22 protein-coding genes and 2 pseudogenes are annotated in these 24,779 nt (G+C 53.8%); 13 read left to right on the top strand and 11 right to left on the bottom strand.

Going from position 1 to position 24,779, the window contains the following annotated elements:
* Nucleotides 1-2: 2 nt before the first annotated feature.
* Complete coding sequence (mlaE, locus tag P4S53_RS11195) at nt 3-785, bottom strand: lipid asymmetry maintenance ABC transporter permease subunit MlaE (RefSeq protein ID WP_161444786.1); 783 nt, start codon at nt 783-785, stop codon at nt 3-5.
* 57 nt (nt 786-842) lie between these two features.
* Nucleotides 843-1,655, bottom strand: a complete 813-nt coding sequence (mlaF, locus tag P4S53_RS11190; protein ID WP_337112744.1) for a phospholipid ABC transporter ATP-binding protein MlaF — start codon at nt 1,653-1,655, stop codon at nt 843-845.
* A gap of 419 nt (nt 1,656-2,074) precedes the next feature.
* Between mlaF and P4S53_RS11185 the strand changes: the two genes are divergently transcribed.
* The 12 genes and pseudogenes from P4S53_RS11185 to mgtE all read left to right on the top strand — a co-directional run bounded on the left by P4S53_RS11185 (nt 2,075) and on the right by mgtE (nt 11,547).
* Nucleotides 2,075-3,043 carry a calcium/sodium antiporter gene (locus tag P4S53_RS11185; protein WP_237794617.1) on the top strand — a complete coding sequence of 323 codons (969 nt, stop codon included), beginning with the start codon at nt 2,075-2,077 and terminating at the stop codon, nt 3,041-3,043.
* 14 nt (nt 3,044-3,057) lie between these two features.
* Nucleotides 3,058-4,029, top strand: coding sequence for an arabinose-5-phosphate isomerase KdsD (gene kdsD / locus P4S53_RS11180; protein ID WP_337112742.1), 972 nt, complete (start codon nt 3,058-3,060; stop codon nt 4,027-4,029).
* Nucleotides 4,029-4,589: a 3-deoxy-manno-octulosonate-8-phosphatase KdsC gene (gene kdsC / locus P4S53_RS11175; RefSeq protein WP_337112741.1), complete on the top strand. Its 561-nt coding sequence runs from the start codon at nt 4,029-4,031 to the stop codon at nt 4,587-4,589. Before kdsD ends, kdsC begins: the two co-directional genes overlap by 1 nt.
* Nucleotides 4,586-5,149, top strand: a complete 564-nt coding sequence (gene lptC / locus P4S53_RS11170; protein ID WP_337112740.1) for an LPS export ABC transporter periplasmic protein LptC — start codon at nt 4,586-4,588, stop codon at nt 5,147-5,149. The genes kdsC and lptC overlap by 4 nt, the downstream gene beginning before the upstream one ends.
* Nucleotides 5,130-5,630, top strand: a complete 501-nt coding sequence (lptA, locus tag P4S53_RS11165; RefSeq protein ID WP_027253711.1) for a lipopolysaccharide transport periplasmic protein LptA — start codon at nt 5,130-5,132, stop codon at nt 5,628-5,630. Before lptC ends, lptA begins: the two co-directional genes overlap by 20 nt.
* A gap of 12 nt (nt 5,631-5,642) precedes the next feature.
* Nucleotides 5,643-6,368, top strand: coding sequence for an LPS export ABC transporter ATP-binding protein (lptB, locus tag P4S53_RS11160; RefSeq protein ID WP_027253712.1), 726 nt, complete (start codon nt 5,643-5,645; stop codon nt 6,366-6,368).
* Between the two features lie 121 nt (nt 6,369-6,489).
* Nucleotides 6,490-7,974, top strand: a complete 1,485-nt coding sequence (gene rpoN, locus P4S53_RS11155) for an RNA polymerase factor sigma-54 (protein WP_161444004.1) — start codon at nt 6,490-6,492, stop codon at nt 7,972-7,974.
* Between the two features lie 28 nt (nt 7,975-8,002).
* Nucleotides 8,003-8,290: a ribosome hibernation promoting factor gene (gene hpf, locus P4S53_RS11150; protein WP_027253714.1), complete on the top strand. Its 288-nt coding sequence runs from the start codon at nt 8,003-8,005 to the stop codon at nt 8,288-8,290.
* 1 nt (nt 8,291) lies between these two features.
* Nucleotides 8,292-8,744 carry a PTS IIA-like nitrogen regulatory protein PtsN gene (ptsN, locus tag P4S53_RS11145; protein ID WP_120513426.1) on the top strand — a complete coding sequence of 151 codons (453 nt, stop codon included), beginning with the start codon at nt 8,292-8,294 and terminating at the stop codon, nt 8,742-8,744.
* A gap of 21 nt (nt 8,745-8,765) precedes the next feature.
* Nucleotides 8,766-9,629: an RNase adapter RapZ gene (gene rapZ, locus P4S53_RS11140; protein ID WP_337112739.1), complete on the top strand. Its 864-nt coding sequence runs from the start codon at nt 8,766-8,768 to the stop codon at nt 9,627-9,629.
* 2 nt (nt 9,630-9,631) lie between these two features.
* Nucleotides 9,632-9,906 (top strand): annotated as a pseudogene (locus P4S53_RS11135) (HPr family phosphocarrier protein).
* A 282-nt stretch (nt 9,907-10,188) separates the two neighbouring features.
* Entirely contained in the window at nt 10,189-11,547 is a 1,359-nt protein-coding gene (gene mgtE, locus P4S53_RS11130; RefSeq protein ID WP_337112738.1) for a magnesium transporter, read from the top strand.
* A gap of 63 nt (nt 11,548-11,610) precedes the next feature.
* Here mgtE and pmbA read toward each other — a convergent pair whose 3' ends face one another.
* A complete protein-coding gene (gene pmbA, locus P4S53_RS11125) occupies nt 11,611-12,954 on the bottom strand; it encodes a metalloprotease PmbA (protein WP_337112736.1) in 1,344 nt (447 codons plus the stop codon).
* Nucleotides 12,955-13,070: 116 nt separating this feature from the next.
* Here pmbA and yjgA point away from each other — a divergent pair, with 116 nt between their 5' ends.
* Complete coding sequence (yjgA, locus tag P4S53_RS11120; protein ID WP_337112735.1) at nt 13,071-13,595, top strand: ribosome biogenesis factor YjgA; 525 nt, start codon at nt 13,071-13,073, stop codon at nt 13,593-13,595.
* A gap of 72 nt (nt 13,596-13,667) precedes the next feature.
* On the opposite strand, the gene tldD is transcribed toward yjgA, so the two are convergent.
* The 8 genes and pseudogenes from tldD to mreB form a co-directional block, all read right to left on the bottom strand.
* Nucleotides 13,668-15,113, bottom strand: coding sequence for a metalloprotease TldD (gene tldD, locus P4S53_RS11115; RefSeq protein WP_337112734.1), 1,446 nt, complete (start codon nt 15,111-15,113; stop codon nt 13,668-13,670).
* Nucleotides 15,114-15,117: 4 nt separating this feature from the next.
* On the bottom strand, nt 15,118-15,948 hold the full coding sequence (locus P4S53_RS11110; RefSeq protein ID WP_337112733.1) for a carbon-nitrogen hydrolase family protein: 831 nt from the start codon (nt 15,946-15,948) through the stop codon (nt 15,118-15,120).
* Nucleotides 15,949-16,030: 82 nt separating this feature from the next.
* Nucleotides 16,031-19,939: a YhdP family protein gene (locus P4S53_RS11105; RefSeq protein ID WP_337112731.1), complete on the bottom strand. Its 3,909-nt coding sequence runs from the start codon at nt 19,937-19,939 to the stop codon at nt 16,031-16,033.
* 25 nt (nt 19,940-19,964) lie between these two features.
* Nucleotides 19,965-21,434: a ribonuclease G gene (gene rng / locus P4S53_RS11100; RefSeq protein ID WP_192015858.1), complete on the bottom strand. Its 1,470-nt coding sequence runs from the start codon at nt 21,432-21,434 to the stop codon at nt 19,965-19,967.
* Between the two features lie 16 nt (nt 21,435-21,450).
* Nucleotides 21,451-22,017, bottom strand: a complete 567-nt coding sequence (locus tag P4S53_RS11095; protein WP_337112729.1) for a Maf family protein — start codon at nt 22,015-22,017, stop codon at nt 21,451-21,453.
* Between the two features lie 86 nt (nt 22,018-22,103).
* On the bottom strand, nt 22,104-22,592 hold the full coding sequence (gene mreD, locus P4S53_RS11090) for a rod shape-determining protein MreD (protein ID WP_120513441.1): 489 nt from the start codon (nt 22,590-22,592) through the stop codon (nt 22,104-22,106).
* Nucleotides 22,585-23,446: pseudogene (gene mreC / locus P4S53_RS11085) on the bottom strand (rod shape-determining protein MreC). The gene mreD and the pseudogene mreC overlap by 8 nt, the downstream one beginning before the upstream one ends.
* Nucleotides 23,447-23,486: 40 nt before the next feature.
* Nucleotides 23,487-24,530: a rod shape-determining protein MreB gene (mreB, locus tag P4S53_RS11080; RefSeq protein WP_027253728.1), complete on the bottom strand. Its 1,044-nt coding sequence runs from the start codon at nt 24,528-24,530 to the stop codon at nt 23,487-23,489.
* Nucleotides 24,531-24,779 lie beyond the last annotated feature (249 nt).

The raw sequence follows: 24,779 nt of genomic DNA, 5'->3' as shown, positions 1-24,779 counted from the left end.
GATTAATTCCCAAACATGAGTGCTGTCAGCACAAAATCTAAACCTAATACCGCCAATGAAGAATTCACGACTGTCCGGGTGGTTGCCCGGCTGATACCTTCGGATGTCGGTACGGCATCAAACCCATTAAAAATGGCAATCCAGGTGACCGTAACGGCAAAACACAGCGACTTGATCAGGCTGTTGCCGATGTCATAGCCCAGCTCTACCGATGACTGCATCACAGACCAGAAACTGCCGTAATCAATGCCTTTCCAGTTCACACCCACCAGTTGGCCGCCCCAGATGCCAACCGCAATAAAGAGCATTGTCAGCAGCGGCATGGAAATAACGCCCGCCCAGAAACGTGGCGCGACCACACGGCGCAGCGGGTCAACAGCCATCATTTCCATGCTTGAAATCTGCTCAGTGGCTCTCATCAAGCCAATTTCCGCGGTCAGGGCCGAACCGGCCCGGCCGGCAAACAGCAAGGCTGTCACCACAGGTCCCAGCTCCCGCAACAGCGACAGTGCCACCATCTGGCCAAGACTGGTTTCTGCACCAAAATCCACCAGCACAATAAATCCCTGAAGGCTCAGTACCATACCGATAAATAAGCCTGACACCATAATGATGGCGACGGAGAGCACCCCAACCGAATAAAGCTGCTTTAACAACAATGGAAACATTTTGGCGGGTTGCGGCTTGCTCACCAGGGCGCCGGATAACAGCAAGGTCGCCCGCCCCATGGTGCGGCAACTGGACAGCGTACTGTGTCCCATCCGCACGATAAAATCCGTTAACATAATATGGAATTACCTTTCTATTTCGCGATAGCCCGCAAACTCGTATTGAGTTAGCGGTTACGACGAGAGCTGGCTGAAAAGATCCTGCTCCAGTGCTGGTGCAGGGTATTTGAACGGCACAGGACCGTCAGCGTTTCCATCGAGAAACTGGCGAACTTTCTCATCGGGATTCGCATTGAGCTCATCTGGGGTACCGCTGCCAATGATTTTACCACCGGACAGTAAATACACATGATCAGCAATACTCATGACTTCCGGGACATCGTGTGACACGATCACTGAGGTAATGCTCAGGGCCTCGTTCAGGCTATGGATCAGCTTGACCAGCACCCCCATGGTAATGGGATCCTGTCCGACAAAAGGTTCGTCATACATGATAAGGTCGGGATCCAGTGCGATCGCCCGAGCCAGCGCTGCGCGACGTGCCATACCACCGGACAGTTCACTGGGCATCAAGTTCGCCGCTCCCCGTAGCCCGACGGCTTCGAGTTTGAGCAGTACTAAAGTACGCAGCAAATCTTCAGGCAGATCGGTGTGCTCGCGCAAAGGAAACGCCACATTGTCAAACACTGTCATGTCGGTGAACAGCGCACCGGACTGAAAAAGCATACTCATCCGTTTGCGCGCCCGGTACAAGTCGTTGCGCGATAAAGCCGGAATATTTTTATCGTCAAACCAGATCTCCCCCTGATCCGGCATAATTTGCCCGCCAATCAGACGAAGCAGGGTCGTTTTACCGATGCCGGACGGCCCCATGATGGCAGTGATCTTGCCTTTCGGGACCTCCAGTGACACATCATCGAAGATTTTGCGTTCACCCCGGGAAAATGTCAGGTTGTTAATTCGAATTAGCGCTTCGGTTGCTGTCATAACCTTCCTAAATACCCTTACATCAGTGATTCATCCGGAATGCACGTCGATACAAGCATAATTGAATGTAATTAATTAGTTATATTGCATGCGATTGATCATAGGTAGATTCCCTGACCAACTCAAGGTAATACCTGTCAGCTCGTTGTGATTTTTCGTTTTTTGCCGTTGCCCGGTAACACAGACCCGGCTCAGGTTATGAACCTTGTTTTTTATAACATAAAAGTCCTGAATGAAACCAATCCCGCTGTGTATTCAGTGCCACAAACACACGCACTTTGCATCAGCGGCCCATTTCCCATATAAAGATCACAGCACCCAAAGCAAATACTCTCGGCTTTTCCTTCCATTTTCGTCAGTGAAACGTCAAAATTACCCCCTTAAAAACCAGCTCATTGAAAAATCTATAAGGGTTAATAATGCTTGAAGCCATCTTGTTACTCGGTATCGGACTTGCGTTACTGGTATGGAGTGCGGATCGACTTGTCTTTGGAGCAGCAGCCTTAGCAAGGAATTTAGGGGTTGCCCCGCTCATTATTGGTATGACCATATTGGCGATGGGCTCTTCCGCCCCCGAAATGATGGTCTCTGCCACTGCCGCGCTGGCGGGAAAAACGGACACTGCCGTCGGTAACGTGCTGGGCTCCAACATTGCAAATATTGCGTTAATCCTGGGTTTAACCGCCCTTATCAAGCCTTTATCCATCAGTTCCGGCATCATTCGCCGTGAACTCCCGCTGATGATGGTGGTCACACTGATTGCCGGTGTATTGCTGTGGGACAGTTATTTAGGCTTTTTTGAAGGCGTCTTACTGGTCGTGCTGTTTGTTATTTTTATTCTGGCGATGCTGAAAATCAGCCGCAGCGGAAATAATGGCGCTCAAGACATACTGCTGGAAGAGCAGGAATCTGAAATTCCTCAGGGCGTCAGCAATATGGCGGCGTCAGTATGGATTGTGATTGGCTTGCTCTTGCTGCCTTATGCGGCCAACATGCTGGTTGATTCTGCCGTGACGATTGCCAAATACTTCGGCATGAGCGATCTGGTGATCGGCCTGACGATTATTGCCGTCGGGACCAGCCTGCCGGAACTGGCAGCCTCGATTGCCAGCATCCACAAAGGCGAAGACGATATGGCCGTGGGTAACATCATCGGTTCCAATGTCTTCAATATTCTGGCGGTGATGGGACTGCCTGGCCTGCTTAACCCTTCGGTGATCAGTCCGCTGGCGATGGGCCGTGACTTTTACGTGATGCTGGGCATCTCTGTCCTGCTGGTGCTGATGGCACTGGGTAGACGCCGTCGTATCAACCGCCTGGAAGGCTTGATTCTGATTTTATGCTTTGTCGCCTATCAGAGCTATCTGCTTTATAATATGGCGGCTTAACCGAGAGCAAAACTATGCCTGATTCCTTTGACTACGGCCAGATTGGCCGGCGTGTGATTGACATTGAAGCGGAAGCCCTCAGAGGCCTGTCGCAATATATCAATGGCAGTTTCAGTGAAGCCTGTCAGCTCATCAGCCGCTGTCAGGGAAAAGTGATCGTCATGGGGATGGGCAAATCCGGCCATATCGGCTGTAAGATTGCCGCCACCCTTGCCAGCACCGGCACGCCGGCATTTTTTGTCCATCCCGGCGAAGCCAGTCACGGCGATCTGGGCATGCTGGATCAACGTGATATTGTGCTGGCCATTTCCAATTCCGGGGAAGCCGGTGAAATTCTGACCCTGTTGCCTGTGATGAAACGCCAGGGCATTGCTTTAATCAGCATGACAGGCAAGCCCGAATCCACCATGGCACGGCTGGCTCAGGTACATTTGCAAATCACAGTCAATCAGGAAGCCTGCCCGCTCAACCTGGCTCCCACCTCCAGTACCACGGCCACCCTGGCCATGGGGGATGCGCTGGCCATTGCGCTGATGGAAGCGCGCGGGTTTACTGCAGACGATTTTGCTCTCTCCCACCCCGGCGGCGCGCTGGGTCGTAAATTGCTGCTACGCATTGCCGATGTGATGCACAGCGGCGAGCGCCTGCCTGTGATCCATCAAGATGCCAGCATCAAAGATGCCCTGCTCGAAGTTTCCCGCCAAGGGCTGGGGATGACGGCCATCGTTGATGATAATCAAAGGTTAAGCGGCATCTTTACCGATGGTGACCTTCGCCGCTTGCTCGATAAACGCATTGATATCCATCAGACACGGATTGGGGAAGTCATGTCTCCGAATCCGGCGACCATTGCCTCTCAGGTACTGGCCGCCGAAGGACTGAAACTGATGGAAGAAAGAAAAATTAACGGCCTGCTGGTTGTCGATGATAACCAGCTGGTCGGTGCTCTGAATATGCATGACCTGCTCAGAGCCGGAGTAATGTAATGACAACAGAAATGCAATCCACCCTGTACGGTCCGGTTCCGCAGCACCTCTTTCAGCAGGCAAAAAACATCAGTCTGCTGATCTGCGATGTTGATGGCGTGTTTTCCGATGGCCGCATTTACATGGGTAACCATGGCGAAGAGCTGAAAACTTTTCATACCCGGGACGGCTATGGCATCAAATCTCTGATGGCCGCCGGCGTCGAAGTCGCCATCATCACAGGTCGCCGCTCGCAGATTGTTGAAAACCGGATGTCGGCACTGGGTATCCAGCATATCTATCAGGGCCAGGACAACAAACTGGCAGCCTACCAGGATATCGTGGATAAACTGGGGATTGCGGCGGAGCATACGGCCTATATCGGTGATGATCTCATTGACTGGCCCGTGATGGCTGAAGTGGGGCTGTCCGTCTGCGTCGCCGACGGCCACCCGCTGCTGTCACAGCGTGCCGACCTGACCACACGTACCAAAGGCGGTTATGGCGCGGTACGGGAAGTCTGCGATCTGATTCTTGAAGCGCGCGGCGAATTGGATCAGCATAAGGGTCTGAGCATATGACGTTAAACCGGCTATTCTGTGGGGTGCTGGTCATACTGTGTGCATGGACCGGTTACTACCTGCTGCAAAAGCACTGGCAGCAGGAAACCCTGACCGCACCCGATAACGAAAAGCCGATCTTTACCGGGACCGGGGTGAAAAATACCTCATACAACGAGGCGGGCATTCGCAGCTACCGCATCGAATCAGACACCCTGGAGTATTACAACCTCAGCGGGAATACCGAATTCCAGCAACCGGTGATCTGGGTATACAAAGAGGGAACAGAAAGTGAATGGCGCATCAGTGCAAATCACGCCACACTAGATAAAGAACACATATTGCAGATGTCTGGTAATGTGCGGATCTTCAATCTGTTACCTGACTCCGCCATTAATGCGATAAAAACAGATACACTGCGATTAGATTTAATCAGCAAAGATTTCGACACCCCCGATCCGGTCACGATTACCGGCAGTGCCTTTCAGAATGAAGGCATTGGGATGAAAGGGAACATGGAACGCAGTGTGGCGACCCTGATGAATAATGTGAAAGGTAGATATGAAGCTTTGCAAAATTAGCGCCCTGCTGTGCCTGGTAGTCAGCACCTCTGGCTGGGCATTAAGCAACGATACCGAGCAGCCGATATATATCAACTCGGACAGCCAGGAGCTGGACATCCAGAAAAACGTGGTGACCTTTACCGGCAACGTCTCGCTGCGTCAGGGCAGTATTGATATCCGTGCCGACAAAATCATTGTCACTCGCCAGACTCAAAATGGCGATCAGCAGACGATCGATGCCTATGGATCGCCAGCCACGTTTTATCAGAAGATGGATGACGGCAAACCGATCAACGGCTCTGCCATGCAAATGCGCTATGAAACGGCAAGCGAATTTCTCAAGATGACAGACAAAGCCGTGCTGGTTCAGGAAGGCAGCGAAATTAAGGGCAAAACCATCAGTTACAAGATTGATGAGCAGAAGCTGGTTGCGACCAGTGGTGATCAACAGCGCGTGACCACCATATTGCAGCCGAACCAGATCAAACAAAAACAATAAATAAGAGAACGAATGTCAAAGTTAACCGCAACCCATCTGGCGAAAAGCTACAACGGCCGAAAAGTCGTTTCCGATGTCAGCCTGGAAGTGGAATCTGGCAAGATTGTCGGTCTGCTTGGCCCGAACGGTGCCGGCAAAACCACGTCGTTTTATATGATTGTTGGTCTGGTCGCCCGTGATGAAGGCCAGATTACCATTGACGGCCACGACATCAGCCTGCAACCCATGCATAACCGCGCCCGGATGGGAATTGGTTATCTGCCGCAGGAAGCGTCTATCTTCCGCAAGCTGAGTGTGCATGACAACCTGATGGCAGTGCTGCAAACCCGCTCCGATCTGAGCAAAGCCGAGCGTCAGGACAAACTTGAGGAACTGCTGGATGAATTCCACATTCAGCATATTCGCAACAGTCAGGGCATGGCATTGTCAGGCGGTGAGCGCCGCCGGGTAGAGATAGCCCGCGCACTGGCGGCAAACCCTAAGTTTATTTTGCTGGATGAACCCTTTGCCGGGGTCGACCCCATCTCGGTGATCGACATCAAGAAGATCATCGAACACCTCAGAGACCGCGGCCTGGGCGTGTTGATCACAGACCACAACGTACGCGAAACGCTGGACGTTTGTGAGCACGCTTATATCGTCAGCCAGGGACAGCTGATTGCGCACGGTACACCGTCTGATGTCCTCAATGACGAACACGTGAAACGCGTCTATCTGGGAGACCAGTTCCGTCTATAGTTATAGATAAAAGGACACAACCGAGGTAAGCTGCCAAGGCTGGTCGAAGGTTTTGATTCGACTGGCCTAAAGACCCCAAAACAAGCGATTCATACAATAATCACAAGGTGTCTGTACACGCATGAAAACTTCGCTCCAGCTCAAGCTTGGCCAACAATTGGCAATGACGCCGCAACTGCAACAGGCCATTCGTCTGCTGCAACTTTCTACCCTGGATCTGCAACAGGAAATCCAGGAGGCCTTAGATGCCAACCCCCTGCTGGAGCTTGACGAAAGCCACCCGGATGGCGACACCCCGTCGTCTGATGCTGATGACATCCACGCCGACGGCAAAAACGATGCCGCAGAGCAATACGAGGACATCAGCAGCGATTCCTTTGATACCTCCGATGTCATCGAACAGCGCGAAATGCCTGCTGAACTGCCCGTCGATACCACCTGGGACGATGTCTACAGCGCCGGGACCGGCAGTGCAGGGATTGCGCCGGATGACGACATGCCGGTTTATCAGGGGGAGACCACAGAAACCCTGCAAGATTACCTGATGTGGCAGCTGGAACTGACGCCGTTCAGCGACACCGACCGCGCCATTGCTTTTGCCATCATTGATGCCGTGGATGAGAAAGGCTATCTCACCTGCACCTGCGACGATATTCTGGAAAGCATGGGCGATGAAAACGTCGAGCTGGATGAAGTCGAAGCCGTGCTCAAACGCGTCCAGCAATTTGATCCGCTGGGCGTGGCATCACGGGATCTGCGCGAGTGCCTGCTGCTGCAGCTGGCCACCTATCCGGAAGATACGCCCTGGCTGAACGAAGCGAAAATGGTACTGATTGAACACCTGGATTTGCTGGGTAACCGCGACTATCGTCAGCTGATGCGTGACACTAAGCTCAAAGAAGATGAGCTGAAAAACGTCATGGCGCTGATCCACACGCTGGAGCCCCGTCCGGGCAACCGGGTGGTCGCCTCGGAAACCGAGTACGTTATTCCTGATGTGTCTGTGTTCAAGGATAAAGGCAAATGGGTGGTGACGATTAACCCGGACAGTGTGCCGCGTCTTCGCGTCAACGAACAATACGCAGCGATGAGCAAACAAACGCGCAACAGTGCCGACAGCCAGTTTATCCGTAGCCACCTTCAGGATGCCAAATGGCTGATCAAGAGCCTGGAGAGCCGCAACGATACCCTGCTGAAAGTGGCACGCTGCATTGTTGAACATCAGCAAGATTTTTTTGAATACGGTGAGGAAGCCATGAAACCTATGGTCCTCAACGATATTGCCCTGGCCGTTGAAATGCACGAATCAACGATCTCCCGGGTGACCACCCAGAAATTTATGCATACCCCACGCGGTATTTTTGAGTTGAAGTACTTCTTCTCAAGCCATGTCAGTACGGATAACGGCGGAGAATGCTCCTCCACGGCTATTCGCGCGCTGGTGAAGAAATTGGTTGCGGCCGAAAATCAGGCCAAACCCTTGAGTGATAGCAAAATTGCGACATTACTGGCGGATCAAGGCATCATGGTGGCTAGACGCACAATAGCCAAATACCGTGAATCGCTGGGTATCCCGCCGTCAAGCCAAAGAAAGCGCCTGCTCTGATTGCCGGCGATTAAGGAGGAAGATGTCTATGCAAATTAATCTCACTGGTCACCACATTGAAATTACCCCAGCCCTGCGTGAGTATGTGACAACAAAGTTCGATAAGCTGGAACGCTTTTTCGACAAAATTAATAACGTGCATGTGGTACTGAATGTAGAAAAAATGCAGCAGATTGCCGAGGCAACACTGCACATTAATGCGGGAGAAATCCACGCGAAAGCAGATTCTGAAAATATGTATGCGGCAATTGATCAATTAACTGATAAACTGGTCCGTCAACTGAACAAACATAAAGACAAACTCAATAGTCATTAACATGCAACTGAGTCGAGTATTAAGCCTGGACTGCACCAAGAGTGCAGTCCACTGCTCCAGTAAAAAACGTGCGCTGGAAATCATCAGCGAAATTGCTGGCCAACATTTAAACCAGAACCCTCAACCCCTGTTCGAGTGTATGCTCAACCGTGAAAAAATGGGGAGTACAGGTATTGGTAATGGTATTGCCATTCCCCATGGTCGTGTCACCGACAGCGAACAAGCGATTGCGGTGCTGATCCAGTGTCAGCAGCCTATCCAGTTCGATGCGATTGACAATCAGCCCGTCGATCTGCTTTTTGCGCTTCTGGTGCCGGATGCCCAGTGCAAAGAACACCTGAAGACGCTGTCCAGCATGGCAGAAAAGCTCAGCGATAAAGCGGTTCTCAAGCAGCTCAGAGCTGCAAAAAGCGATGAAGAGCTTTACCAGATCATGACCTCAGAGCCGTCATAACAGCCATCAGGAAGGTTTGTCATGAAATTGATGATAGTCAGCGGCCGCTCAGGCTCAGGTAAATCAGTGGCGCTCAGGGTACTGGAAGATCTCGGCTATTACTGTGTCGATAATCTGCCGGTACACCTGCTTTCTGATCTGATCCAGACCCTGGATCCCCATACCCAGAAAGTAGCGGTCAGCGTTGATGTCCGTAACATGCCGGCCGATCATGATATTACCAGCTCAGTACTGGAAGCTGTCCGCCAGCAAGCTGATGTCAACCTGCTGTTTCTTGATGCCGATGACAATACTCTGGTCAAACGCTACAGCGAAACCCGCCGGTTACATCCGCTCTCGCGGCAGAACATGAGTCTGGAAGAAGCAATTCAGGCGGAAAGCGCCTGGCTGGCAAATCTGAAAGAAGCCGCCGATCTGGTGCTGGACACCACGCAACTGTCGATTCATGATCTCAGTGAAACCGTGCGTGCGCGTGTGCTGGGACGTCAGGCCCGCGAACTGGTGATGGTGTTCGAGTCTTTTGGCTTCAAACATGGCTTACCAACGGATGCCGATTACGTGTTTGATGTCCGCTTTTTGCCCAATCCTCACTGGGTGCCTGAACTCAAGCCGCAAACCGGCCTCGACACTGAGGTGCAGGACTATCTGGCGAGCCATCATGAAGTCAGTCAGCTGATTTACCAGATCCGGCATTTTCTCGAAAGCTGGCTCCCCTTGCTTGAGAAAAACAACCGCAGTTACGTCACGGTCGCCATTGGCTGTACCGGCGGCCAGCACCGTTCTGTATACGTTGCCCAGCAACTGGCCGATTATTTCCGCCAGCGGGGACAACAGGTTCAGGTGCGTCATCGCACCCTGGAAAAACAAGGTCACCTGAAGCATTGAGCATGAATACTGTCAGCCGGGAACTCTTCATTAAAAACCGCCTTGGTTTGCATGCCAGAGCGGCCATTAAGCTGGTCGAACTGGCGCAGAGTTTTGATGCCATTATCACGGTCACCAACGAAGACAAATCCGCCACCGCCGACAGTGTGATGGGGTTATTGATGCTGGAGTCGGCACAAGGCCAGAAGATCATCGTCAGCGCCGAAGGGGGGACGCCAGCGTCGCACTGGAAGCGGTCGCCTCGTTGATCGAAAACGGTTTTGATGAAGAGAACTGATCCCTGAACCGGGTGCTCAATCGCCTGTCTCCTGAAAGGATTTGCCCCTATCTTGCCTGCATCCGTCCCGAATAACGACAAAACACCCGGCAACCGACGATAAATCACCATTTTGGAACCTCCCCCTCTCTTTCTTACAGCCAGGTGAAATCTTAGCAAGATCTCAGATCCAGTGAGACAAAGACGGCGCTATTACGTTAATATTCAGCTTATTGCGCCATTTCCCGGCTGCCGCTGTCGCAACAGAGCTGGGTGTATTCACGAAGCAAGGTAGTTCTCTCTATGGCGGACGTTTTCGAGCAAGATCAAACCCACCAGACACTGCAGCAGGTGAACCAGGCCCTGGATCGAGGGATGTTCGTTCACGTCCGGCGAATGTTGCAGGATATGGAGCCTGAGGATATCGCTCACCTGCTTGAAGCCTGTCCGCCCAAAGAACGTCAGGTCCTGTGGCAACTGACCGATCCTGAAGAGCAGGGTGAGATCCTTGACGAGCTGTCTGAAGACGTCAAAGACGGTATCGTGGCCATGATGGCGCCGGAAAAACTGGCGGCCGTCACAGAAGGCATGGAAAGTGATGACGTCGCTTACGTGCTGCGCAGTTTGCCTGACAACCGTTTCCGTGAAGTCCTGGCGCAAATGGATGCCGCGGATCGCCATCGCGTCGAGTTAGCGATGGCTTATCCGGAAGAAAGCGCTGGCGGTATCATGAGTACCGACTTCGTGACCATCCGCGGCGATGTCACCGCCGATGTGGTCCTGCGCTATCTGCGCATGCGGGGCGAGCTCCCTGAAGCCACAGATACCCTCTATGTGGTTGACGAACACAATGTGCTGATTGGCCACCTCTCGCTGGCCACCCTGATCACCACTCAGCCTGACGTACAGATTCATGAGGTGATGGACGATCCGGATGAAGCCATCAATGTCGAGATGGACGACAGTGAAGTGGCCAATCTGTTTGAGCGTCGTAACTGGCTCTCGGCCCCTGTGGTCGATGCCAGCAACCAGCTGGTCGGCCGGATCACCATTGATGATGTGGTCGATATCATCCGGGAAGATGCCGAACACTCCATGATGAGTATGGCCGGTATGGACGACGATGAAGATACCTTTGCGCCTGTGATGAAATCCGCCCGCCGGCGCAGCATCTGGCTGGGTGTGAATGTTTTAGCAGCATTGGCCGCCGCTTCTGTCTCCAACATGTTTGAAGACACCCTGGATAAAATGGCCGCTATCGCCGTTCTGATGACAATCGTGCCCTCGATGGGCGGAGTTGCCGGCAACCAGACTGTCGCCCTGGTGATCCGCGGTCTGGCCGTCGGCCATATCGGCGATTCCAACACCCGCTGGCTGCTCAGTAAAGAAGCCCGGGTCGGTTTAATCAACGGTCTGTTGTGGGCCGGGATTATCGGTGGTGTGGTGGTCTTGTGGAAAGGCAACCTGATGCTTGGCGCCATTATTGCCGGCGCGATGCTGACCAATTTGCTAATCGCCGGTATCGCCGGGGTCGGAGTACCGATAATTCTGAAGAAACTCAATGTCGACCCGGCACTCGCGGGTGGCATGGCATTAACCACGATTACCGATATTATCGGCCTGTCGGTGTTTCTCGGCCTGGCGACTGTGTTTCTCACCTGATGGTTCAGAAACAAAAAAGGTCCGGCACCGGGCCAGACCTTTTTTATCACTCAGAGCCTGTGATTACTCACCGGCAATTTTCATCGATTCCAGCAAGATAGAACCGGTCTGAATCTGGCTGCGGGTTTCAATGTCTGTCCCGATAGCCACAATATTTGCCATCATATCTTTCAGATTTCCGGCAATGGTCACTTCACTGACCGGGTATTGGATCACGCCATTTTCAACCCAGAAACCGGCAGCCCCGCGCGAATAATCACCGGTCACGATATTCACGCCCTGCCCCATCAGCTCGGTCACCAGAAACCCGGTACCCAGCTTGCGCAGCATGGCATTGAAATCTTCACCGGTACTGGACACCTGCCAGTTGTGGATACCTCCGGCATGCCCGGTCGGCTGACGCCCCAGCTTGCGGGCGGCATAACTGGTCATCAGATAGGTTTTCAGCACCCCATCCTGAATGATTTCCCTGTCATGGGTGGCCAGGCCTTCGCTGTCAAACGGTGTACTGGCCAGGCCGCGCAGCAGGTGCGGGCGCTCACTGATGTTGAGCCAGGACGGGAAAATCTGCTCATCGAGCATATCCAGCAGGAAAGTCGACTTGCGGTATAAATTCGACCCGCTGATCCCCATCACCAAATGGCCGAACAAGCCGGTGGCAACATCGGAGGCAAACATCACTGGGGCCTGACGAGTCGACAACTTCTGCGGATCAATCCGGCTGACCGTGCGTTCTGCCGCCAGCTGGCCGACCTTTTCAGGCGTCCATAAATCGCTGGTACGGCGCGCCAGGGTATAGCTGTAGTCGCGCTCCATGTCGCCATTCTTGCCCTCGGCAATCACACAGCAACTGATACTGTGGCGGCTGCTCGGGTAGCTGGCCAGCATACCGTGCGTATTGCCATACACCCGGATACCATAGTGGCTGTCATAACTGGCACCATCACTCTGTTTAATGCGGCTGTCAGCATCCAGTGCAGCCTGCTCGGCAGCAATCGCGATCGAAGCGGCATGATCGGGCTCAGGTTCATCCGGGTAGAAAAGATCCAGCTCCGGGATGTTTTTGGCCATCAGCTCTGCCGGCCCCGGGCCACCGAAGGGATCTTCCGAGGTATGACGCGCGATTTCAAGCGCTGCTGCCACGGTTTGTGCAATCGCCGCTTCACTCAAGTCTGAGGTAGACGCACTGCCTTTGCGCTGGCCGCGGTAGACAGTAATCCCCATCGCGCCATCGCTGTTAAACTCGACATTCTCAACCTCACACAAGTGAGTAGAGACACTGATCCCTGTGGATTTGTTAATCGCCACTTCAGCTGCATCAGCCTGCTGACCAGCAAGCTCAAGTGCACGGGCGACTGCCTGTTCCAGCTCGCTACGCTGCTGGGCGACTTGTTGTTTCACATCCATAGTCATACTTTATTTACACGGTTTCCCTAAGGATAACACTCAAGGCAATTAAAATGCGCCCAAATTCAACTTGAAGCTGATAAAATAGAGACATTGAAGTCTGTCATGAGCCTGATATGAGCCGTAAAAATAAAAAAGCCCCATGGGAAGAGGAAGAAGAAATCATCTGGGTCAGTAAATCCGAGATGAAACGTGACATGGAAGCCCTGCAAAAACTGGGCGAAGAGCTGGTCAAGCTCAAGCCCGGCGCATTAGCGAAAATCCCGCTGAGCGACGAGCTTCGTATGGCAATCAAAGACGCCCAGCGATTTAAGCAGGAGGCCTATCGCCGCCAGCTGCAGTTTATCGGTAAACAGATGCGTAATATTGACATCGAACCGATTCAGGCCGCGCTGGACAAGCTGAATAACAAGCATGCTCAGGTCACCGCTCAGCTGCACAAGCTGGAAGCTTTGCGTGATCGCATGATTGATGACGGCGATACCGTGATCAATGAAGTGATGGAAGCCCATCCGGATGCTGACCGCCAGCAACTGCGTCAGCTGGTTCGCATGGCCGCGAAAGAAAAAGCCGCCAACAAGCCAGCCAAAGCCTACCGCGAAATCTTTCAGGTACTGAAAGCGCTCTACATCCAAGACTGATTCAGTGCACAAGAGACAAAAATGCCAGCAAATGCTGGCATTTTTTATTGATATCCATCCGTTCGGATGTGCTTACTGCGTGCCGCCGACTGTCATCGAAGCCAGCTTCAGGGTTGGCTGCCCGACACCGACAGGGATGCTTTGTCCGGCTTTGCCGCAGACGCCCACGCCCCGATCAAGTTCCAGATCGTTCCCCACCATTGAGACTTTCTGCATCGCTTCAATGCCGCTGCCGATTAAGGTTGCCCCTTTAATCGGACGGGTAATTTTACCCTTTTCAATCAGGTAAGCTTCTGAAGCTGAGAAGACAAATTTACCGGACGTAATGTCGACCTGACCACCGCCGAAATTCGGGGCATAAATCCCGTTCTCAACACTGGCAATGATCTCTTCCGGCGTATGTTCGCCCGGCAGCATGTAGGTATTGGTCATGCGCGGCATCGGCAGGTGCGCATAAGACTCACGACGGCCGTTGCCGGTTGGCGCCACGCCCATCAGACGGGCATTGAGCTTATCTTGCATATAGCCTTTGAGCTTGCCCCCTTCCACCAGCACATTGTACTGGCCCTGGGTACCTTCATCATCAATACTCAGCGAGCCGCGCCGATCGGCCAGCGTGCCGTCATCGACGATAGTACACAGGCTAGAAGTCACCTGTTGCCCCATCTGGCCCGAGAACATGGATGAGCCCTTGCGGTTGAAATCACCTTCCAGACCGTGCCCGACGGCTTCATGCAGCAAGACACCCGGCCAGCCCGCCCCGAGCACCACCGGCATTGTCCCGGCAGGAGCCGGATCGGCATCAATGTTCACCAGCGCCTGGCGCAGGGCTTCGTCGGCATATTGCAAGGCAACGGACTTGCCGTCATTTTCAGTCATAAAATACTGATAACCAAACCGGCCGCCACCGCCCGCACTGCCGCTTTCGCGTTTGCCGTTCTTCTCGATCAGCACGCTGACAGAAAAGCGCACCAGCGGACGAATATCCGCCGCATAGGTGCCGTCTATCGCGGCGACCAGCACCTGCTCATAGACACCGTTAATACTGACGGAGACTTCTTTCACCAAGGGTTCTTTGGCACGGATATAGGCATCCACTTGCTGCAGCAGGGCAATTTTTTCCTGACGCTCCAGGCTCTCCAGCGGATTGATCCCGGCATAGACAGGCGTTACCGGCGATGAGGCAAAGGCCTGAACCTTGCCAGATCCGCCACTGCGGGCAATACCGCGTGCCGCTTTGGCACTCTGAGTCAGTGACAGCTTGCTGATCTGATCTGAGTAGGCAAAACCGGTTTTTTCACCGGAGACCGCACGAACACCCACACCGCGATCGATATTAAAAGAGCCGTCTTTGATGATACTGTCTTCCAGCACCAGAGATTCGTGCCAGCTGGACTGAAAATAAATATCGCCATAATCCACGTTCCGGGCGGCCATCAGCCCCAGAATCTGGCTGAGATCATCACGCTCAAGCCCGGATTGGGCCAGCATGGTCTGTTCTACGGTTTCCAGCATCATTGCCTTACTCTTCTGTGTTGCACTGCTGCACCTGAAAACGGCTATGTTGCAGCAATGGCATATTCATTCGTATCTGTGCGCTCAGACCCAGATCAATCTCTGCGGTGATCACACCTGTACCCTGCTCCTGGCAGGCGACAACTTGTCCCCACGGATCGATAATCATCGAGTGACCCCAGGTTTCCCGCCCCTGGTTATGCTCACCCCATTGCGCGGCAGCGACAATCCAGCACTGCGTTTCAATGGCGCGTGCGCGCAGCAGGATGTCCCAATGCGCTTTGCCGGTAACTTTGGTAAACGCGGCCGGCACGACTATGATATCGGCCCCCTGTGCCCGCAATGCGCTGTACAGTTGGGGGAAGCGGACATCATAACAGATCGACAGTCCAATGTTGCCGAAAGGTGTTTCCACCACCTGAACCGCCTCTCCCGGCCGGAAGGTGTCCGACTCGCGATAGCTGTGGTGACGATCGGCAACCTCCACATCAAACATGTGCAATTTATCGTAATGGGCCTGCAGCTGGCCCTGATCGTCGAACAGCAAGGCGGTGGTCGACATGCTGCCATCTTCACGCCGGATAGGCATCGATCCTATCAGTAACCAAATACCCAGCTGGCGGGACAGTGCGGCGAGCTGACGTTGCAGCACACCTTCACCCAGAGGTTCAGCATATTGTTCGTAGTCAGCCCGGGTACCGAAAATCAGGCAGTTTTCGGGCGTGACGATCAGTTTCGCTTCCTGCAGCTGCAGCCCCTTCAACTTCTTTTTCAGCTGCTGCAGATTCAGTTCAGGATCAGGCCCGGAATTCATCTGTACTACACCCACTCTAGCCATCACGCACTCCATTACAAATTGATTTTCTTGTTATGATTACCTCAGCTTCACCACTCAGGCCAAGCCGGAAACACCTTGTTTATTATTGCTCAACCTGCTGCTTCAGGGCAGCAGGCACCTTAAACTCACCAGTAAAGCGCGATTGCTCTGTGACTGTGGGTGACTCTATCGGGCCGCTGACGACATAGTTAATCTGGGTAAAGACATCCACCACAGGCGACAGGGCGGTCGAAATCGCAAACACCACGATGGCTGTCTGCGGTGCGACGGCAAACGCTGTCAGCACCGGGATACCGGATGTCAGATCAGGAATAAACTTCACTCGGGCATTCACTGTCTCATTAACCAGATTAGCACTTCCCTGAATGTACATATCGCCCGCCAATGCTTTCATTTCCACATCGTCCGTTTCAAAACGGCCATTTTCAATCCGTCCTGAGCCTTTGATGTAGTCAAAAGCCAGCCCGTCATCGAACACCCCGGTAAAGTCGAGCTGCATCTTGCGCATGATAGAATCCAGGCTGAATAACCCCAGAATCCGGCCTGCACCGCCCACATCCCGGATCACCCCTTTGCCGGTTTCAGTCTTGAGCTCACCGGTCAGGGTTTCACGGTGCATCGACCAGGGCGCCCCTTGCCACTGAATCGAGGCATAACTGGTAAATCTGGCATCCTGGATCCCACCTGAGATCCCCAGCCGCCCCATCAGCTCCGAGCTGTCCTCACCGGCGATATCAAAGGCGACTTGAGTTTCATTCTGATACTGATTCATGGCCCAGTGACCATCCAGGCTCAGTGATGTCGTTCCGGAATCCAGTTGCAGCTCTTCCAGAATCAGCGTCTGGGCATCGCGCCGCAATCGGCCGCTTAATTCGCCCAGTCGGTATCCCTGCAGCCACAAGTCTTTGACCTTGACGTTCATCTGCGGCAGGTAGGCCATCATGTTACGATCGAAATCCGTCACCGGCGGAATCGCTCGCTGCGGCACATACCTATGCTCAGCAGACAAAGTTTCCAGCGGTTTTTTATCTTCCGGTAAATTGAGATGAAGCTGCTCCAGGTTCACCGTCAGCGGTTTATAGTCAGGCCAGAAAAGCTCGCCGCTGACTTCGCGGCTGCCGAGCACCGCATGCCACTGCGTTGGCTGCTTGCGTACCGCCAGATCCAGATTGTGCCAATTGAGCCCTGCCAGCTTAAGCTGCTCGATGCTGGCATTGATCCGTGTGGGCAAGGGCAGCGCAATACCGCTTTGGGCTGCCGGTCTGCTCTGCTGCTTGTCAATGATCTCTTGTGCCAGGCTGTCCCAGGCATCAGCATCAATACTGTTGGCCTGAATACGAATCCCGTGGCCTTTGGCCGGCAGTTTACGGCGCTCGGCGAGGCCGACTGTCAGTTCGCTGCGAACAATCCGCGGTTGTGATTGCAAGGCGATCTCTGCCCGGTACTGGGCATCCGGCACAGTGAGGCTGGCTTCAAGCCGGGAAGTGTTGCCGGAAGCCGTCAGCACCGCACTGGTGGGACTTTGTGGTGTAAAGGCCAGCGGATAAGGCAACTCACTGCGGACAGCGGCTAACGGCGCCTGAATAAAGACCTGATATTTCAGTCCGGTATCATGCAGCACCACCCCAACATTACCGTGCCACCTGGCACTGCCGTGCAACCTGGCCAGCAGCGGATCCTGCAAGCGGTGCTGCAGCGAGGCAAGCTGCCAGAACCCGGCCAGATCCACATTGACCCGGTAACCGGCTTCAGCGTTCTCGCCGTCAAAGCTGACGGTCAGGGGCTGGCCAAGCCAGTAGCCGGTTATGCCGTCCGCCGTGATCTGGTCATTATCAAAATGAATGGTACCTTTCACCTGAGTCAGAGGCAGCGACAGACTTTCGATGGTCACCCGGTTACTGTCAAGACTCGCCTCTCCCTGCGCTTTGACTTCGCCGCCGCTAAACGGAATATCCAGTTGCAGCTTGGCGGCCACAGGCCCGTCAACATTCACCGCCGACAGCGCCGCCCCGACCGAGTCCACCAGTGGCGTTGCCATCATATAATCACGAACCTGCTCGCCTTCTGCGCTGACATCAATGGCCAGTTTCAGGTGGCCATCCGGGTGCAGCCAGGCATCGCCGACGACCCGATCAGCCACAGCGTCTTTGGTCTTGGCGTGGCTGGCATTGATCAGCATGCGATCATTGCGGAAATTCAGGTGCAAATCGATGTCGGTCAGCTCAGGCCAGGCGGTATCGAAACTGAATCGCCCATTCTTCAGCGGCACGCTGATTTCAAAATTACCGTCATGACTGGCATAAGGGAAAGCAGGCAGATCGCCAAACCACAGTAGCTGAGCATGATCTGACTGACCGCCACGAATGGCGGCGGAAAGATAATCCGTCAGTTCCTGCCCCAGCGCCGGGCGGGGTAAATAACGCCAGGCCGCGCCGGCATCTTTGACTTTGGTTTCGCCGTAAAAAGACAGCCAGGAAGGGGCCGATTTCGGGAAATCAAGCCGGAACTGCCCGTTTGCACTCAGATGCGGTGTGGTGAGCGACAGCGCATCGCTCCACACACGCCATCCCTGCCCATCCATTTGCCAGTAAGCCCGGACATCGGCCTGCTCAATCGCCATCGGTGCCTGGAAGACTTTGTCGTAGTTCAGAGTCTGCTTGCCAACATTGAGCCTTATTTCGCCCTGCTGCCCGTCACCGGCAATCTCAGCGTCCAAAGATGCAAAGGCTGGCAGATACATCCACTGCCTGTTCGAGACGTCATCCAGTTCAAAAGAAAAACGCGGGAGCGCCAGCCCCTGTCCGGCCAAGCGGAGATCGCGTACCAAACCGGCAGGCTGCAGTGACTCAATGGCTTGCCGGCCTGTGTTGTTTTCCGGCAGCAAACTGGCTAACGGTGCCAGTCTGGCCAGATCAACAAGGCTGACAGCCAACTGCCAATGGCCCCGGGACACAGCGTCTTGTGGTGATAACGGCTCTGGTACCGCCTGAGCATTTTGCTGCGACACCAGCCAGTTCGCGGAAAAATCAAGCCGCGGCCAGGCTTTCTGATCGGTCGCCAGGACCAGTTTATGGCTGTCCAGTCGCCATCCGCTACCGGCTTCTTGCCGCTCAGGGCTCAGAGACAGCATGCCGCGCAGTAATGCCAGCTCGTGTTTGCGCCCGTTTTCCTGCCAGCGCACATAGGAGTCCAGAAAACGGACTTTACTGTGGCTGAGCTGACCATTGTCGAGTGTCAGCCAGGCTTCCGCATTCAGCTGACTGTCGGTGATTTTTTCCCCGCCCAGCACAGACTGATTGAGCCAGGGAGTCATTGACAGATTTTTCGCCCGCGCATAAATCGTGCCGGATAAATGCGGTAATCCGCGAGTGGCTGACAGGTTAGCGATCACATTGAGCTGATTGAGATCCGTGCCGGGAATACTGACAATACCTTCAGCCAGATGCATGTCGCCCTGACGATCCCACTTCAGCTCCTTCACCGCCACCGGTTGGCGATGACCCGCAGGGGAGCTCACCACAAGGGTGGCATCATGCAGGGAGAATGTCCCCAACTGAACAAACAGCAGTTGTTCCAGCCGGTTGACATCTAAGGGTTTATCCGACTCGGCAGGACGGTCGCTGGCCGGAAACTGGGTGAGATCCAGTGTGAGTCCGGTCAGTTTGATATCACGAAAAACCGGCTTGAGGTTCAGCGCAGAACGCCATAGATCGACGTCAAAGTCGACCTCGCCGACCTGCACCATATCCTTACTGCTCTGGCCGATACTGACACCGTGCAGCGCCATGACCGGGCCAAGATTATGCCAGCGTCCCTCAACCCGCTCGACGCTGATCTGCATATTGGCTTGCACCGAGAGCCACTGCGTAATCGAAGCGCGGTAATCGTTCAATTGCGGCAGCAACAAGCGCAATGAGGTGATTAACACTGCGCCGATGACCAGCAGAGTGAGCAACGTCCATTTCAGAACGCGGGTCAGATTTATCAGCACAGATAACACGCCATTGCCTCAGGGTTTACATCATTACGACGTCAAACTGTTCTTGGTTATATAAAGGTTCGATTTTGACTTCAACCTGCTTGCCAATGAAGACTTCCAGTTCAGCCAGCGCGTGGTATTCCTCGCCAGCCAGTGTCTCTGCCACAGCTGGGGAGACATAGGCGACAAAGCGATCGGCATCATAAGCCCGGTTGACCCGGGTGATCTCACGCAGAATTTCATAGCAGACGCTGTCGACCGTTTTCACCGTGCCGCGCCCTTCACAGGTGGGACAAGTCCCGCACAGCACATGCTCAATACTTTCACGCGTCCGTTTCCGGGTCATTTCCACCAGCCCAAGCTGGGTAAAACCGTTGATATTGGTTTTCACTCTGTCATACGACAGCGCCTGTTCCAGTGCCGTCAGCACCCGGCGCCTGTGCTCTTCAGAGGCCATATCGATAAAATCAATAATGATAATCCCGCCAAGGTTGCGCAGGCGTAACTGACGGGCAATCGCTTTGGTGGCTTCAATATTGGTATTGAAGATGGTCTCTTCCAGGTTACGGCGGCCGACAAACGCACCGGTATTGATATCGACCGTGGTCATGGCTTCGGTCTGATCGATAATCAGATAACCGCCGGATTTCAGCTCCACTTTGCGATCCAGCGAACGCTGAATTTCATTTTCCGTGTCATACAGATCGAAAATCGGCTGATCACCTGTGTAACGCACCAGCTTATTGCTCAGTTCTGGCACGAACTCGTCGGTAAATTCTTTCAAATTCTCGAAAGCCAGGCGGGAGTCGACATAAATCGAATCCAGCTCAGTGCCGACAAAATCGCGCAGGATACGCTGCGCCAGGCCAAGCTCACCGTACAGCATCGACTTACTTTTGTATTTTCCACGACGTTCCAGCACTTTTCGCCACAGATGCTTCAGAAATGCTGCATCCTGTGCCACTTCGGCCGATGACGCCCCTTCCGCAGCGGTGCGGATAATAAAGCCGCCCAGCTCATCACAGTGCTTGGTCACCAGATTTTTCAGACGTTCGCGCTCGCGTTCGCTTTCAATCCGCTGCGATACACCAACATGACTGGCTCCTGGCATGAAAACCAGGTAACGGGATGGCAGGGTGACATCCGTCGTCAGGCGGGCGCCTTTGGTTCCCAGCGGATCTTTCACCACCTGCACCACCAGATCCTGGCCCTGGCGCACCAGTTCAGAAATATCTCTGACCTGAAACTGCTGCTTCTCATTTTCAGCCACGCATTCGGTATGGGGCACAATATCGGACGCATGCAGGAAGGCCGCTTTATCCAGCCCGATATCCACAAACGCAGCCTGCATGCCAGGCAGGACTCGGCTCACTTTCCCTTTATAAATATTGCCAACAATGCCACGCTTGGATTCACGCTCAATATGGATTTCCTGGAGGTTGCCCCCTTCAATCATCGCCACACGGGTTTCACTGGGTGTCACATTGATAAGCAGCTCGGTACTCATGGATGCCTCTGTTCATTTAATTGGCTATAAATTCTCGGATCAGCGCATCGGTTTCCAGCAGCGGCAAGCCGACAACTGCATGGTAACTCCCTTCGATACGGGCAATGAATTTCCCGCCAATCCCCTGAATGGCATAACTGCCGGCTTTGTCTTTGGGTTCACCGCTTTGCCAGTAGTCCTGAATATCCTGGCTGGTCAGCGACCGGAACCAGACATCCGTCACAACCAGCTCTGTCCGCTGACGCGCTTGCGTGGCGACAGTGACAGCCGTCATCACCTGATGGCTACGTCCGGATAATAGCATGAGCATCTCACGGCTGTGCGCGAAATCCCTCGGCTTTTCAAGAATCTGCCCGTCGACGACCACGATAGTGTCTGAACCGAGTACCGGTGTCTTCCCGTCAGTTACCTTCACCCCGGCCAGGGCTTTGTCCAGCGACAGACGCTGAACATAAGCCGCCGGGGTTTCGCCTGCCTGATGCTGTTCTTCGACGTCGAGCGACAGGATATCGAAAGTGTAACCGAGTTGAGAGAGCAGTTCTTTGCGACGGGGTGAACCGGATGCCAGATACAGTGTTGTCATCTTGATCTTACCTAGAAAGACGATAGCACCGGGGCTTGTCATGCGAGCCGTATCACACAGTGCTATCCGGAGGGGACTGACGCCCCCTAACGTATTGAGAACTTACGACGAATGCGCCGTAAAAACAGGAACAACCACGGCCAGAGGAGAAAGTTGAGTAACACGGCCCACAACCGGGTGGGATCAAATTCAATTTCAACCACCAGGTATTCTGCCCAGAACTCCACCAGCTTGCCGGCCAGCGACAGCAAGGCAACGATCATGGCCTGCTGCCATAGCGATAAGTTACGCATCACCTGAAAATTCAGCGCCACGATGTAGCACAGCACCGACATGGTCAGGCCGCGGATGCCCAGTGTGGATCCCAGCAACAGATCCCAGATCAGACCCAGTACCAATGCCGTGCCGACATTCACCCGGTGCGGCAAGGCCAGCACCCAGTAAAATGCCACCAGCATGACCCAGGACGGGCGAAACGCTTCCAGCTGCCCGGGCCAGGGAGCGGCCTGCAGGATCAGCGCGACCACAAACGACAACCAGATCAGCAGAATGCCATTGGCGCGACTATCAACCATTGACCGGTTCTCCTGTAGTGACGGTTTGCCTTTCTCTGTCTGTCGGCCAGACCAGCAGTAAATAGCGCAGACGGTCAAACTGTACCGTTGGCAAGGCTTTGATTTGCGCAAACGGACGCTTATTATCAAACGAGAATTCAGTCACTCTGCCGACCGGGTATCCTTCCGGATATCTCCCCCAGACCGGAGGTCACCAATAAGTCGCCGACTTTGATATCGGTGCTGCTTGGCACATGTTCAAGCTGGATCTGATCCTGCTCGCCACTGCCTGAGGCAATCACCCGGATATCGTTGCGTACCACCTGTACCGGCAGGGCATGGGTGGGATCAATCAGCAGCAGCACGCGACTGTTATGGGCACCGACATAGGAAATCTGACCAACGATACCTTTATCATTGATCACCGGCTGGCCTTCATAGACACCATCGACGCGGCCTTTATCTATCATGACCTGATGGCTGTAAGGGTCGGAGTCGACCGCCATCACCTCTGCCACCATCTTGCGTTCGTCACGCACAAAAGGTGAACCCAGCAGCTCACGGAGACGCTGGTTTTCCTGCTGCAGCTGGTCAAGCAGCAGTACATCGCTTTGCAGTACCAGAAGATCGCGCTTCAGCGCTTTGTTTTCTGCCAGTAATCGCTGATGGGAACTCAGCTGACTGAAAAGACCATCCAGAATTTCACGCGGAAGGTTCGCTGCGTATTGCAAAGGCGCAACCGCAGAGTTCAGGACATAACGGACCTGAGCGAAAGCATCAAGACGGCTGTCGGCCAGCATAAGGCCGGCCGACAGTAACATGGCAAGAAACAGGCGCAGTTGCAGAGAAGGGCCTCTGCCAAAGATAGGTTTCATGTAACACTATGACCTGTTTGGATGTTTGCCGGGGTAGACATTACTCTTCGCTGAATAAATCGCCACCGTGCATGTCGATCATTTCCAGCGCTTTACCGCCCCCGCGAGCCACACAAGTCAGCGGATCTTCAGCAACCACTACAGGGATACCGGTTTCTTCGGTCAGTAAACGGTCCAGATCACGCAGCAGCGCACCACCGCCTGTCAGGACCATACCGCGCTCTGAAATATCCGAAGCCAGTTCCGGCGGACACTGTTCCAGTGCAACCATCACGGCAGACACAATGCCGGTCAGCGGTTCTTGCAGGGCTTCCAGAATTTCATTGGAATTCAGGGTAAAGCTGCGTGGCACACCCTCAGCCAGGTTACGGCCGCGCACTTCGATTTCGCGCACTTCATCACCCGGATAGGCAGAGCCAATCTCGTGCTTGATGCGCTCAGCGGTTGCTTCACCAATCAGGCTGCCGTAATTCCGGCGCACATAATTGATAATCGCTTCATCGAAACGGTCACCACCGATACGTACGGAAGAGGAATACACCACACCATTGAGAGAAATCACGGCAACTTCAGTGGTACCACCACCGATATCGATCACCATAGAGCCTGTCGCTTCAGAAACCGGCAGACCGGCACCAATAGCCGCTGCCATCGGTTCATCAATCAGGTACACCTCACGGGCACCGGCACCTTGTGCCGATTCACGAATCGCACGACGCTCAACCTGAGTCGAACCACAAGGCACAGCCACCAGCACGCGCGGGCTTGGGCGCAGTACGCTGTTGTCGTGAACTTGCTTGATAAAATGCTGCAGCATTTTCTCTGTGACATAAAAATCTGCAATCACACCGTCTTTCATCGGGCGGATCGCAGCAATATTACCAGGCGTACGCCCCAGCATTTGTTTTGCTTCGTGGCCAACGGCCGCGACACTTTTAGTGGCACCCGCACGATCCTGGCGAATGGCGACCACTGAAGGTTCATCAAGTACGATACCCTGCCCTTTGACGTAAATCAGGGTATTGGCAGTACCCAGGTCAATGGACAGGTCATTGGAAAACATGCCACGAAGTTTTTTAAACATAGTTTTCGGCTAATCCTGCAAGCTCAAATTTCGTAAAAATTGCGCCTAAATGTATCAAGTGGCAGGTAGCGAGACAAGATAAGCTTTGTCAAACCTGCCACAGATCCTCATTTTTAGGGATTGTTACGCTTTCGTGTGTGCTTTTGCTTCGAATTGTGGTTTACCCGCTCATGAACATCCCTCTGCCATATGCAAAGAAAATATGAAGCGCACTGAATATCAGCCGCCTCGCAATCATGCAAACTGGCC

This window comes from Photobacterium sp. Hal280, assembly GCF_037162255.1.
Taxonomy (GTDB): Bacteria; Pseudomonadota; Gammaproteobacteria; order Enterobacterales; family Vibrionaceae; genus Photobacterium.
The sequence above is the reverse complement of the archived record's forward strand: the minus strand, read 5'-3'. Positions and strand labels throughout refer to the sequence as shown.